This window comes from Peribacillus sp. Aquil_B1, assembly GCF_022603275.1.
In the GTDB taxonomy this organism is placed as follows: Bacteria; Bacillota; Bacilli; order Bacillales; family DSM-1321; genus Peribacillus.
On record NZ_JAKXEE010000004.1, the window covers coordinates 231,654 to 245,098 of the forward strand.

General features: G+C 41.5%; 10 protein-coding genes. 9 read left to right on the forward strand and 1 reads right to left on the reverse strand.

Features of this window, described 5'->3' with window-relative positions; all coding sequences use genetic code 11:
• Positions 1–8 precede the first annotated feature (8 nt).
• From nikE to MPH60_RS22415, 4 genes are all read left to right on the forward strand, one after another.
• Positions 9–824, forward strand: a complete 816-nt coding sequence (nikE, locus tag MPH60_RS22400) for a nickel import ATP-binding protein NikE (protein ID WP_241589983.1) — start codon at positions 9–11, stop codon at positions 822–824.
• 384 nt (positions 825–1,208) lie between these two features.
• Positions 1,209–1,985, forward strand: coding sequence for a transporter substrate-binding domain-containing protein (locus MPH60_RS22405; protein WP_137017804.1), 777 nt, complete (start codon positions 1,209–1,211; stop codon positions 1,983–1,985).
• Between the two features lie 64 nt (positions 1,986–2,049).
• Positions 2,050–2,694: an amino acid ABC transporter permease gene (locus MPH60_RS22410; protein WP_076370951.1), complete on the forward strand. Its 645-nt coding sequence runs from the start codon at positions 2,050–2,052 to the stop codon at positions 2,692–2,694.
• Positions 2,691–3,425, forward strand: a complete 735-nt coding sequence (locus MPH60_RS22415) for an amino acid ABC transporter ATP-binding protein (protein ID WP_048685183.1) — start codon at positions 2,691–2,693, stop codon at positions 3,423–3,425. The genes MPH60_RS22410 and MPH60_RS22415 overlap by 4 nt, the downstream gene beginning before the upstream one ends.
• Before the next feature lie 229 nt (positions 3,426–3,654).
• On the opposite strand, the gene MPH60_RS22420 is transcribed toward MPH60_RS22415, so the two are convergent.
• Positions 3,655–6,162 (reverse strand): NEW3 domain-containing protein, encoded by a 2,508-nt coding sequence (locus MPH60_RS22420; RefSeq protein ID WP_241589982.1) that lies wholly within the window; start codon positions 6,160–6,162, stop codon positions 3,655–3,657.
• Between the two features lie 254 nt (positions 6,163–6,416).
• Between MPH60_RS22420 and MPH60_RS22425 the strand changes: the two genes are divergently transcribed.
• From MPH60_RS22425 to argH, 5 genes are read left to right on the forward strand one after another with little or no spacing between them, the layout of a single operon-like run.
• Positions 6,417–7,643 carry an ROK family transcriptional regulator gene (locus tag MPH60_RS22425; RefSeq protein ID WP_241589981.1) on the forward strand — a complete coding sequence of 409 codons (1,227 nt, stop codon included), beginning with the start codon at positions 6,417–6,419 and terminating at the stop codon, positions 7,641–7,643.
• Positions 7,643–8,734, forward strand: a complete 1,092-nt coding sequence (locus MPH60_RS22430) for an extracellular solute-binding protein (protein WP_241589980.1) — start codon at positions 7,643–7,645, stop codon at positions 8,732–8,734. Before MPH60_RS22425 ends, MPH60_RS22430 begins: the two co-directional genes overlap by 1 nt.
• 15 nt (positions 8,735–8,749) lie before the next feature.
• Entirely contained in the window at positions 8,750–9,862 is a 1,113-nt protein-coding gene (locus tag MPH60_RS22435; protein ID WP_241589979.1) for an ABC transporter ATP-binding protein, read from the forward strand.
• Positions 9,859–11,547: an ABC transporter permease gene (locus MPH60_RS22440; RefSeq protein WP_241589978.1), complete on the forward strand. Its 1,689-nt coding sequence runs from the start codon at positions 9,859–9,861 to the stop codon at positions 11,545–11,547. Before MPH60_RS22435 ends, MPH60_RS22440 begins: the two co-directional genes overlap by 4 nt.
• Before the next feature lie 15 nt (positions 11,548–11,562).
• Positions 11,563–13,047, forward strand: a complete 1,485-nt coding sequence (gene argH / locus MPH60_RS22445; protein WP_241589977.1) for an argininosuccinate lyase — start codon at positions 11,563–11,565, stop codon at positions 13,045–13,047.
• Positions 13,048–13,445 lie beyond the last annotated feature (398 nt).

The window sequence follows — 13,445 nt, forward strand, 5'->3', positions numbered from 1 at the left end:
GGGAACAAATGAGTTTATTACAAGTAAAGGCAGTAACTCATAGCTATAATTCTCATACGTTTTTTAAATGGAAAGAGCATTCTAAAAAAGTACTCACTGACATTTCCCTCTCTATTGACGAAGGAACATGTTTAGGGCTACTTGGCACGAGTGGAGCTGGAAAAAGTACATTAGGAAAAGTGATTCTTGGCTTAGAACGTCCACAGCAAGGACAGGTTCTGTTTCAAGGGCATGATATCTATACTGCTGATAAGCTTACTCGACAAAAGATACGCCGAGATCTACAAGTCGTCTTTCAGGATTCGTATTCATCTGTCAATCCACGAATGACAGCCGAGAGTATTATAGGCGAGCCATTAGAAAACTATGAAAAACTAACCGTAGCCGAACAAAAAAGAACGGTTATTGAGTTATTGGAAAGAGTGGGCCTAAGTGAAAAGGATTTGAAAAAATACCCACACCAATTTAGCGGTGGACAATTACAAAGAATCAATATCGCTAGAGCAATCTCTCTTAAGCCACTGCTAATCGTCTTAGACGAATCCGTAAGCAGTCTTGATATGGTTAATCAAACACTAATTTTAGAATTATTAAGTGAGCTGAAAAAAGACTTCGGCTTATCTTATCTTTTTATTACACATGATATTAAAGCGGCCTATTCAATCTCTGATACTTTGGGTGTACTGGAAAAAGGAAAATTAATCGAGCTTTACGACTCTAAAGATCAGTTTTTCTCGTCAGAACATCCTGTCATTATAAAGATGAAAGGCTCTATCCTTGCTGAGCATCCACGTTTTCGTTCTCTTCCGATGAGGACGAACTAGACCTAGTCTAGAATCTATATTTATTGATTAGAGGGCCTCGATTTCAGTTTGATAATCGAGGCTCTTGTTTATATTTCTTCTGAAGAACAAATTGGAGGGCCTAAAAGGAACCATAAATTGTCCCTTTTATTTGTTGCATCGATACTCAAGCTTCCAATGATCTTAAAGGGTTGTCTCCTATTAGGGATTTAAAACTGACCTGGTAAACTTTATCCTTTTTCTATTTTCCATCACTGAAACAATATTAGGAAAAACATCCATAAACATTATTTGAAGAAAATAATGTTTATTCTAAAAATTCATATTATAATACTTTATTCTTATGCTATATTATAGGGAGAATTATTTATTATCACGTAAAATTTAAGAATTGGAGTGATTTGAATGAAGAAACTTGGTTTACTTAGTATGTTTTTGATTCTAACTATCTTTATCTCGGCTTGTGGAACCAATGAAGAAAAAAATGCAGGTGAGGAAAAGAAACCTGAAAAGGTATACAAAGTTGGTGTGGATACGACTTATCCTCCTTTTGAATTTAAAGAGGGGAACGAATATAAAGGCATTGATATTGAATTGATCAATGCAATCGCAAAAGACCAGGATTTTAAAATCAAATTGTCTCCAATGGATTTCGGCGGAATCATCCCGGCTATGCAAGCCAATCAGCTTGATGTGGCCATTGCGGGAATGAGCATTACAGAGGAAAGAAAAAAGGTAGTGGATTTCTCAACACCGTATTTTGATGCAGGATTAACGATAGTTGTTAAAAAAGAGAATACAAGTACCAAAACTGTTAAAGATCTTAAAGGAAAAACCATAGCAGTGAAAAAAGGAACAACAGGTGCTAAATATGCACAGGATAATGCTACGAAACTAGGAATTAAAGTTGTACAATTCAATGATAGTCCAGCGATGTTCCAGGAAGTGGCCAACGGTAACGCCGATGCCCTTATAGAAGATTACCCGGTTATCTCCTATGCGATCGCCCAAAAAGATCTTGGGTTGAAAATCGTAGGTGACCGTTTGAATGGTGACCAATATGGAATTGCTGTATTGAAAGGGCAAAACGAGGATTTATTGAAGAAAATAAATGATGGTCTTGCTAATCTTAAAAAAGACGGCACGTATGATGAAATTATAAAAACGTATCTTGGTGAATAAACAATAGATTAAAGCTCAATAAGCGCGCTTATGGCGCGCTTTCTTTTTCAAAGGGGTGAAAGAAATGGATATCATTGTTGCGGCATTGCCAATTTTATTAAAAGGACTTCAGGTGACACTTTATATCTTTGTGATTGCCATTATCTTAGGTTTTTTGATTGGTTTACTTGTTGCGTTGCTGCGACTTGCCCCCATCAAAATCTTGAACTGGATTGCAAAGGTTTATGTGGATGCGATACGAGGGACACCGTTCATCGTTCAGTTATTTTTTATCTATTTTGGTGTGAATTCACTGAATTTGATTTCTTTGGACAGTACAACAGCTGGTATAATTACCGTTGCAATCAATGCAGGGGCATATTTTGCTGAAATAATAAGGGCAGGGATACAATCCATCGATAAAGGACAAACGGAAGCGGCTAGATCCATCGGGTTCACTGGAACTCAAACAATGAGATATGTCGTGCTTCCGCAAGCTTTCAGAAGGATGCTCCCTACCATAACGAACCAATCGATCATCAGCTTGAAAGACACTTCTCTATTATCGGTCATTGGTATAGCCGATTTAACCCAGCAAGGTCAGATTCAAGCTTCGGCAACCTTTGAAGCATTCAAGATTTGGCTGGCAGTTGGTGTGATTTACTTTATCATCATCTATTTGTTGACCCTAATTGCTAATTTCATAGAAAGGAGGGTACAAGTTCGATGAGCATCATTACTGTAAAAAACCTGAGAAAATCATTTGGAACTGTCGAGGTTTTAAAAGATATCAATGCAGAAGTGCAGGAAAAGGAAGTAATTTGCGTAATAGGCCCTTCTGGATCTGGAAAGAGTACCTTCCTGCGTTGCCTAAATCTCCTTGAGGAAGTCACGGGCGGTGAGGTGGTCATTAACGGACATGATATAACCGACCCTAAAAGGAAAATCAATATAAACAAAGTCCGGCAAGAAGTTGGAATGGTTTTTCAACATTTCAATCTATTTCCACATAAAACCGTTTTGGAGAACATAACCTTGGGTCCTATTAAAATTCGTGCCACCGATAAAGCGGAAGCAGGAAGATTAGCGCTTGAGTTATTGGATAAGGTTGGTCTAAAGGAAAAAGCAAATAGCTATCCAGGGGAACTTTCCGGCGGACAAAAACAGCGGGTCGCCATCGCAAGGGCATTGGCGATGAATCCGAAGATCATGCTATTTGATGAACCGACTTCGGCCCTTGACCCTGAAATGGTCGGCGATGTTTTGGAGGTAATGAAACAACTTGCAAAAGAAGGCATGACAATGGTCGTTGTTACGCATGAAATGGGCTTTGCCCGGGAAGTCGGGGACCGGGTGATATTCATGGATGGAGGGTATATCGTGGAAGAAAATGAGCCGAATGAATTATTCGGTAACCCTCAGCACGAAAGAACGAAAGCGTTCTTGAGCAAAGTACTTTAACGGGATGCCCTATAAGAGATCATGGTAAATCATGAATGAAGTTGTGCATGAAGTGTGGACAAAGGAATGCGGGAAATGAGGGGAAACCCAAACGCATGAGCCTTTCCCTCGTCTTTGTGCACAACTTTTTTGGTTTTTAGAGCAGGAATCAGTCAGGTGATGGCCTCAATTGGCAAACATCAAAAAAAGAAACCTATGCATTCGACACATGCATAGGTTTCTTCTTTATTTACTTGGCACCGTAACTAAGCAAGTTCGTCATGATTCGATATCCGCCTGGAACCTGTCCTTGAATTTGCCTGTATAGCACAAGGTTGGTGTAGAGGTAGGTCCCATTACCGTATTTAGCCATGAGGATTCCACCATCAAATGGTTCTTCATTTGGATCAGCCATGGAAATGAATGTTTCATACCGTTCATCCCATTCCATTGGAAAATACAATCCTCTTTCTTGGACCCAATTGCTCCAGTCTTCGCTTGTTATTTTATTTGGATAGTTAAAAAGAGCTGATTCTGGTTTCGACACGTTTACCGTGGCTTTTTCATCGGTTACCCGCCAGCGAATGGAAGGATTCCCGAGGGTAAGAGGATATGGAGCTGTCTTCATGGCATCCCATCCATCACCCGGTTTATGGTATTGAACGACGAGATGACCGCCGTTTTCCACATATTCAAGTAAGTGCGCGTTATTTGCCTTTAAATCTTCCCTTGATAGATAGGCACGGATGCCTGTAACGATTGTGTCATATTGACTTAAATCACCTTCAGCTAAATCAGCTGCAGTTAACTTCGTGATGTTCAGCCCTGCATTGCTTAAGTAATCTGCCACTTTATCGAATCCGCTTTCAATGTACCCCACTTTTAATGAAGCTGGCTTCAAAAGTTCAAATGCAACGGTGTTGATAGCTGCGGGGTATTGGTAATAGAATGTTCCGATATGGTCGTAGGAAATTTCCTGAATGGTCGAATCAAAGGTTTTTCCATTGACAGTAGCAACTGCTTTCACCTGATATTCACCATTTTGAACTGCCTTCGGCGGTCTGAGGGTGAACTTCACTTGTTTTTCTTCCGATTTTTCTTTAAATGATACAGTGGCATTTTTTGGATGGACCCCCCAATTTTCAGGGACTTTTAAAGCGATCTTAGCTGATGCTTTTCCTTCTGTATAGTTTTTCAAAGTAACCGTCACTGGGATTTCCTCTTTTACATCTGCTGTATTTACGACGATATCTTCAGGAGATAGGGTAAGGCCAACGTCGGGAAGGACAGCGATCGTTCCATCCAATTCTTCCTTGATAGCCGTTTTTGTACTGCCGTATTTATAAGAAATGCTCGTTGTAATGGTTGATTCATCATAGGCATGGTAATAGGCAGCATCATCAGGAACTTCAACCAGATAGGTCATTGTCGCTGATTTATTTGGTGCTAGATTGACATCTTTAGCTTTTGTTTTGGTTTTCCACCCTTTAGGCACGTTCAATGCAGCAGCGACTTTTTTCAAGGTTTGTTTCCCGTTATTCTTCACGGTTACGGTTACGTACGTTTTTTGACCTTTCGTGAGGATCGTTGAAGCTGCTTTAGCTTGAACTTCGAGTCCTGAGGAGACATAACTGACGTTTTGCAATTGCTCTTCTTTTAATGAGAGCTTATGAAGCAAGTCGTTCTTAATGGCAGGGCTTAGTTTTGCCCTTTTGACTTGCGCAGTAATTGACCGAACATTGGAGAGAGCTGTTTGGGATGTTGAAAAAACTCGTTTTTCATATGGATAAGCCTCAATAACGGTGTCCAAATTCCGTTGCAGGTATTTAAATTCACCTTTTAATTTTGAAGCGGAGCGGGGGAGTTTTTCAGCCCATTCAGTAAAATTGTAAGGTACACCTGCAAAAAGGTCCGACTGTTTTTTTGTATCAACGGCGCTTTGCTTCAAATCCAGATGGATCTGACGAGGTGCTGCCGGGATATCAGAACCCATGCCTTGGCTTTTATGCAGATAGCGGGATTTTTCTCCAAGCTGTGGGTAAGTCATATTGTATATTGGGTCATATTTACCGATTTCAATTGAAGTGGTTGCTTGATCTGCCGAGGAAACGGGCAAATATAACTTCTTCACTTGCCATACTGATAGCCCTTGTTTCAAATGTTGAGGAAACACAGTTGGGTCAGCCGCATCATTAAAGGCACGTTCACTTAAGATTGTCATCGTTCGGTGATGTCCATGCTGGGTATCATCATTCTGAAAGGATGGCATCAATATATCCGGCTGATACGTCCGAATAAAGCGGATAAGCCGTTCATAGGTGAGTTCTTCGCCCCATTTTTCTAATGTTTCCTCTGGTGTTTTAGAGAAGCCGAAATCATAAATGGGATCTGAGGTAGTTTCACTTAGATGATAGGCCTTCACCCCGGTGATTTTTGCAGCTTCAATCATTTCCCTCGAACGGATGATTCCAAGAGCATTGTCCAGTTCATCCCCAATTTCATTTTGTCCGCCTTCACCACGGTTTGCAATCAGGCTGGATGTTTTCACCCCTAACCCTCTGGATAGATAAGCGAGAAAGTCACTGCGTTCATCATCTGGATGGGCACCGCTATTCAAGAATGTCACGGTCGTCTCGAGCGGCTTGACCGCATTCCATAACTCAACTTTGGCTTCCTCAGGATTTGCAGCGCTACCTCCAAGCGGCAATAATGCAAGAACCAACAAAAGGGAAAGCAACGATAACAGAGCTTTTTTCATTATTCCTTTAACCCCCTTCAACTTTATAAGACACTTAAAAAAATGTAGGTTAGTAATATTTTCTAACTAACCACACGAAAAAACTTATCTAATAAATAGCATTAATGGTTATAAATGTAAATGATTCGAAGTAACTATTAAAAGTTGAACATTTTAAATGTTCGGAAAAATAACTTGTCTGTTGAAATTTTTTAAGTTATATTTTTACTTAATTAGGAAGATTTACTAACTAAATGAGGTAAGGCCGTGATGTGATGAGTTTTAAAAGACCACCCAGTCATCAAAAATATGTCAATAAAAAAAGAATCATTCAATGCATCCAGGAATGTTCGCCCATTTCAAGATCTGAAATCGCCGTTAAGCTTCAGCTAAGTAAACCAACTGTTTCTCTGGCTGTGGATGAACTTATACAGGAGAAATGGGTAATTGAGAAAGGAATAGGAGAATCCTCCTCTCAAGGCGGGAGGAGGCCCATCCAGCTCTTTTTTAATGAAAAGGCAGCCTATATCATTGGGGTCGATATAGGCGGGACGAAAGTGAAAATCATTTTAAGTGATTTAAGCGGCAACATTATCGCCGACACTAGTTTTTCAACAAACACTTATTTACATTCAGGGCTTCTTAAACAAATGGCGCTAGAAACGGAACGGTTAATTGCAAAGAACCAAATTGCGAAAGGCAGGATATTGGGGATGGGAGTCGGGATTCCTGGTATAACGCAAACGGCAAGCGGATTAGTAATAGAGGCACCGAGTTTGGGCTGGGTACAATATCCGTTTATAGCCGAAGCGAAGCGGTATTTTGATTTCCCCATTTTTCTGGACAATGATGTAAACGCGGCTGCATTAGGTGAACAGTGGCTGGGTAATGCCCAAAATAAGCGGAATTTGCTGTTCATTGCGGTTGGCACGGGGATTGGAAGCGGCATTATCTTGAATAACCAGTTATACAGAGGGGCCTCCAGTGCAGCTGGGGAAATGGGATATATGGTAACGGACAAAGAGGATATGAAGCGTGAATTCAAGCCGATTTTCCATAGATACGGCTATTTGGAAAGTGTTGCAGGTGGAAAGTCGATTGGCGGTCATTTTACAAGGGAGGTCCTCAAGGATCCTCATCATCTTTTATTCGAACGGGCCAAATCTTCCGAATTATCGGGGGAGGATGCCTTTTTGTTAGCAAAAAAAGGAGACACGACTGCTATGGCTGTCATAAATGAAGCCATCGAACATTTAGCGTGCGGAATTGTCAATGCAGCTAGTTTGCTAAATCCAGAAGTGATCATTTTAGGAGGTGGTGTATTAAAGTCATCTGAATACATTTTACCTAGAATTCGGGAGATCGTTGATCGATATCTTCCAAGTTTAGTAGAAATGAAAACTTCACAACTTGGAGAAAACGCAGGAGTACTAGGAGCGGTTTCCTTATTCTTAAGGGAGCATGATGGCATTTTGAATTTTCGGGATGAGGGGGAGTATTAGTGAAAAATAGGAAAAAGTCGTTTGTTTCAGTAATGGCCTTATCGGCAGCACTATTGATTTCGGGATGTAACGGTACAGATACGAAAACGAATTCGGATGCTGGCGGTGCCAATGGAAAAAAGGGTGATCTGGAGGATAAAATCGTTGTTTATTCACCGCATGGCAAAGATATTTTATCAAAATTCGAAAAGCAGTTCGAAGATGAGTATGGCATCGATGTTGAGTGGCTTGATATGGGGTCCCAGGAAATCCTTGACCGCGTTCGATCAGAGAAAAGTAATCCACAGGCAGACGTTTGGTGGGGGGCACCTTCCACGAACTTCAATCAAGCAAAGGGTGATGGGCTGCTGGCTGCTTATAAGCCTAGCTATTCCGATAGTCTTGATGAAGGATTCCACGATCCGGAATGGTATTGGACGGGAACGAGCCAGACACCGGAAGTCATCATGTATAACAGTAAAGAACTATCAAAGGACGAGGTACCGAAAGATTGGGATGAGCTGCTTGATCCGAAGTGGAAAGACGAAATCATCATCCGCTATCCGTTAGCCTCCGGAACGATGAGGACAATTTTTTCTGCGATGATCTATCGTACGTATAAGGATACAAATGATCCAAAAGAAGGGTATGACTGGTTAAAGAAGCTCGACCAAAACACAAAGGAATATTCAGCAAATCCGGAAATGATGTATAACAAGGTAGCCAAAGGAGAGGGCTCACTTTCCGTTTGGGCAATGCCGGATGTTGTCATGCTGAAGGAAAATAAAAATTATCCGTTTGAGTTCGTCATTCCGGAAAGCGGAACACCTGTATTGACAGAAGGTATCGCCATCGTTGAAGGAGCCAAGCATCCAAAAGCGGCTGAAGCCTTTTATGAGTTCGTGAATTCACCGGAAGCCGCAAAAACTTTGGCAGAAGAATTTTACAGGATTCCGACCAGAAATGATGTGAAGGATTTACCTGAATGGATCACGGAAACGGAAATTAAAGCGATGGATATTGATTGGAATGCTTTCGAGGAAAAAGGTGACGAGTGGATGAAATACTGGGACGAAAATATTAAAAGTGGAGATAAAGAAATTAAAGAATAAGGAAGTGTCGTTGGGATGGCGTCCATAAAAATAGAAAATGTCCAAAAAGCCTTCGGGAAAACGATAGCTGTCGACCATTTAAATCTGGAAATAAAAGAAGGGGAGTTTTTTACCTTTCTTGGTCCAAGCGGCTGCGGTAAAACGACAACGCTTCGGATGATTGCCGGTTTTTATTATCCGACAAAAGGTGTCGTCCGATTTGGCGACAAAGATATGACGCGTGTACCTCCGGAGAAAAGAAATACAGGCATGGTTTTTCAAAACTATGCCCTCTTTCCCCACATGACTGTTTTTGAAAATGTAGCGTTTGGCTTGCGTGTAAGAAAAGTTTCTTCGGCTGACTTAAAGAGGAGAGTGCTGGATGCCCTCCAAAAGGTCAGGCTGGAAAGCTACTCGGATCGTCAAGTGAGCCAGTTAAGCGGAGGGCAGCAGCAGCGGGTGGCCCTTGCGAGAGCACTGGTCATTGAACCGGAGATATTACTGCTGGATGAACCATTAAGTAATCTGGATGCCAAGCTTCGTGATGAAATGAGAGTGGAAATCTTAAGGCTGCAGCGTGATTATAGAATTACCACCATTTATGTCACGCATGATCAGGCAGAGGCATTATCCATGAGTGATCGGATCGCTGTGTTCAATTATGGTGTATGTCACCAGGTCGGGACACCGGCAGAAATTTATAATCGGCCGGCCAATGATTTTGTGGCAAGTTTTATAGGCGAGATTAATCTATTGCCCGTTCAAGTCGAAAACGTTCAACAAGAGAATATAGTGGCTGCCCTTAAAAATAGTGAACAACCGATTAAATTGAATGTAGAAAATCAAGCTGGAGAAGGCATTTCAATCTTACAGACTGATGATGACCTTGCTGTTTCGATTCGTCCTGAAGCAATCAGAATTCTGGATGTAGCCGAGGAAGGAAAGAATATTTTTAAAGGTCAAATAAATTCCGTCCAATTCTTTGGATCTGTTGTGAATGTCATCGTGGATGTTCAAGGCGTGTTACTAAGGGTCGACGTATTCAACACTCATGATTTTGGATACTTTTATCAAGGAAAGGAAGTGTATGTCCAGCTTCCTGAGAAACAGCTGCGTCTTATCCCTGTCATAAGCGGTGATGCGCCATGATTAAAAATCGTGATACGAGATTGACGCTTTGGCTCCTTATACCAGTGGCATTGGTGCTCATAGCTTATGTTCTATACCCATCGTTGAGGACCTTTATCGAAAGTCTGCAAAAAGACGGAACGATATCCCTTGGAAATTATCAGGACTTCTTCGTGCAGGAATCGAAAACGAACCTAGAGGCGCTATGGAATTCCGTTTATATATCCTTATTGAGTGTATTGGTCAGTGCCTTGATTGGCATTCCGCTCGCATTTATTTTTAACCGTTATGATTTTCCCGGCAGAAGCTTCTTTTCATCAGCAGCGATTTTGCCGATTGTCCTTCCATCATTGGTAGGGGTGATGGCCTTTATGTTTTTATATGGAGAATCGGGTTTGATTCCAAATGCCATCAAGGACCTGTTTGGTCTCGATAAAGTTCCATTCAAGATTGGCGGGGTATCGGGAATCCTTATCGTGCATGCCTATACGATGTATGTTTATTTTTATATGACTGTATCCGCTGCAATCAATAAAATAGATCCGTCCCTTGAAGAAGCGGCTTATAACTTAGGCGCAAATAAAATCAAGGTTTTTTGGAAGGTTACATTTCCATTATTGACACCTGCCATCGTTGCCGCTTCTCTACTTGTTTTCATGATATCGATGGCTTCTTTCAGTGCCCCGTTTTTATTAGCTGGCGGATACAGGGTGTTGAGCCTGCAAATTTATTTTTCAAAAATCAATGGTGATATGGAAATTGCCGCTACTCAATCCGTCATTTTATCCATCGTTTCGATTTCATTTCTATTATTCATGCGTTGGTATCAGAATAGGAAGGATTATCGCATGGCTTCGAAAGGAATTGGCGCACACAGGAGTGAAGTAAAGAACCCGTTTATGAAATGGGTGTTGGTCTTAACGGGGATCATCGGCGTAATTATTCTGCTTTTGCCGCACTTTACGATTCTATTGCTTTCACTAGTGCCGGATGGAACCTGGACATTTCAAACATATCCAACAGTATTTAATATTGAAAATTACCGGCTTTTGTTTGAAGACCCTAATATCTTCAAACCGTTACGAAATAGTTTACTGATGGCGGTTATTGCTACGTTGGCAAATCTGGTGTTTGGGGTCATAGCGTCCTATGTGCTTGTCAAACGGAAATTTGTCGGGAAAAGCTTTGTCGATATTCTAGTCATGATTCCTTGGGCGTTGCCTGCAACAGTCATAGGGATGAACTTGATATTCGCCTTCAATGAACCTAGCGTTTTTTCCTTTGGTCAAATATTGGTAGGAACATTTTGGATTTTGCCTCTTGCCTATTTCATCAGGCATATTCCACTCGTTGTCCGCTCGACCAACGCCGTTCTGGAGCAGCTCGATGATTCGATTGAAGAAGCAGCCAGAAACTTGGGGGCAAAGTGGTTTTATACCTTCAGAAAGGTCATATTCCCGATTATTATGCCTGGCGTTTTATCAGGGACATTATTGGCATTTATCGAATCTGTGGGGGAATTCCCGACCTCGGTCCTGTTGTACACAATTTCAAACAGGCCCATATCCATTGAAATCATGAATCAGCTTCGGATGTTCAATATGGGGCAGGCAGCTGCCTATGGGATGATTCAAATCACGCTGATTGTCATCGTTCTCTTTATTTCAAACAAGTTTTTTGGAATCAAGGCGGAAAAAGCTTTATAAATCGGAGGTTCAAAGATGAGCAGGCTTGAAGAATTTATCAAAAATGAAGGTAGTGTCTTTCCCGGAAAAACATATGCTACAGAGCTTCTGATGCCTGTTTTTAATGATCAAAGAGATTACTTATTTCATGCAATGTTCGATATTCATCGGGCGCATGTCATCATGCTTTCGGAACAAAAGATCATTAAAGCAGAAGAGGCAAAAACCATGCTTGATGGGATTCGGAAAGTGGCCCAAACAGATCTCAAGCAGTTGACCTATCAGCCCCAATTCGAAGACTTATTTTTCATGATGGAGGCAAAGATCGGTGAGGAAATCGGTCAAGAACTTGCAGGAAAGATTCATATCGGCCGCAGTCGTAATGATATGGGAGTCGCGATGTACCGGCTTGTTTTGAGAGGCCATCTGCTCCAATTGATTGGCTATGCAAACCATTTGAGTGAGGCTTTCCTGGTGCAGGCTGAAAAACATACAGAAACCTATATAACTGGTTACACGCATACCCAGCCGGCTCAGCCGACTACGATAGGACATTACTTTTTAGCCATTTATGATGTGCTTCAAAGAGATATTGGCCGGTTATGGGCCGCCTATGAAACGGTTAACCAATCGCCTTTGGGCGCTGCCGCGTTAACGACCACCGGTTTTCCAATCAGCCGGAACCGTACGGCCGAACTGCTTGGGTTTGATTCGGTAATCGAGAATTCCTATGACTCGATAGGCGGGGCGGATTATTTATTGGAAACCGCAACGGCCATCATGACGTGCATGGTCAATGCAGGGAGATGGATTCAAGATTTCCTGCAGCATGTGACAAGGGAGTTTGGAACCTTTCATGTGGCGGATCCTTATGTTCAAGTGAGCAGCATCATGCCGCAAAAAAGAAATCCAGTTTCCATTGAACATTCCCGTTCGATTGCAAGCAGTGCGTATGGTGATGCACTCGCTGCAATGAATATGATCCATAATACACCATTTGGTGATATCGTCGACACCGAAGATGATTTACAGCCTCATTTATATCGGGCTTTTTCGAATGCAGGACGTGTCATGAAACTAATGTATGCCGTCATGTCGACTTTGAAAGTAAATGAAGACCACACAAAGAAAATGGCCGCAAAATCCAGTATAACGGTTACTGAATTAGCGGATACCCTATCAAGAGATTACGACATATCTTTTAGAAAGGCCCACTCCATAGCCAGTCATATTGCAAAACGGTCGATTAGTGAAGGGAAGGAGCTATATGATTGGGACACACAAGAAATCAACAAGATCATCAATGAATTCGTTTCAGTGAACATAGCAGAAGATGAATGGAAAAAAATAATCTCTCCCGAATATTTTGTGGAGATTAGAAGCATTCAAGGCGGGCCCTCCCCAAAAGAGGTTACGAGAATGATTGTAAATAGAAAACAAAAACTGGAACAAGAGATGCAGGAATACAAGGTAATGGTCAAAGCATTGAATGATGGCAGGAAGGCTTTAGTGGATTACTGAAGGTATGGGGTTAAAGAAAAATGAGTCTTAACGCGCATGAAACTCACGAGTATATGCGCCAAACTTACGAGTAAAAGTGTGAAACTCACGAGTAAAAGCGTGAAATTCACGAGTATTTGCGCCAAACTCACAGTAAAAGCGTGAAATTCACGAGTATATGCGCCAACTCACGAGTAAAAGCGTGAAATTCACGAGTATATGCACCAAACTCACGAGTAAAAGCGTGAAACTCACGAGTATATGCGCCAAACTTACGAGTAAAAGTGTGAAACTCACGAGTAAAAGCGTGAAATTCACGAGTATATGCGCCAAACTCACAGTAAAAGCGTGAAATTCACGAGTATTTGCACGAAACTCACGAGTAAAAGCGTGAAATTCACGAGTATTTGTACCAAACT

Bases quoted from the DNA above. Each gene is read 5' to 3' on its own strand.
- nikE (WP_241589983.1), top strand. From the start codon at position 9: ATGAGTTTATTACAAGTAAAGGCAGTAACTCATAGCTATAATTCTCAT.
- MPH60_RS22405 (WP_137017804.1), top strand. From the start codon at position 1,209: ATGAAGAAACTTGGTTTACTTAGTATGTTTTTGATTCTAACTATCTTT.
- MPH60_RS22410 (WP_076370951.1), top strand. From the start codon at position 2,050: ATGGATATCATTGTTGCGGCATTGCCAATTTTATTAAAAGGACTTCAG.
- MPH60_RS22415 (WP_048685183.1), top strand. From the start codon at position 2,691: ATGAGCATCATTACTGTAAAAAACCTGAGAAAATCATTTGGAACTGTC.
- MPH60_RS22420 (WP_241589982.1), bottom strand. From the start codon at position 6,162: ATGAAAAAAGCTCTGTTATCGTTGCTTTCCCTTTTGTTGGTTCTTGCA.
- MPH60_RS22425 (WP_241589981.1), top strand. From the start codon at position 6,417: ATGAGTTTTAAAAGACCACCCAGTCATCAAAAATATGTCAATAAAAAA.
- MPH60_RS22435 (WP_241589979.1), top strand. From the start codon at position 8,750: ATGGCGTCCATAAAAATAGAAAATGTCCAAAAAGCCTTCGGGAAAACG.
- MPH60_RS22440 (WP_241589978.1), top strand. From the start codon at position 9,859: ATGATTAAAAATCGTGATACGAGATTGACGCTTTGGCTCCTTATACCA.
- argH (WP_241589977.1), top strand. From the start codon at position 11,563: ATGAGCAGGCTTGAAGAATTTATCAAAAATGAAGGTAGTGTCTTTCCC.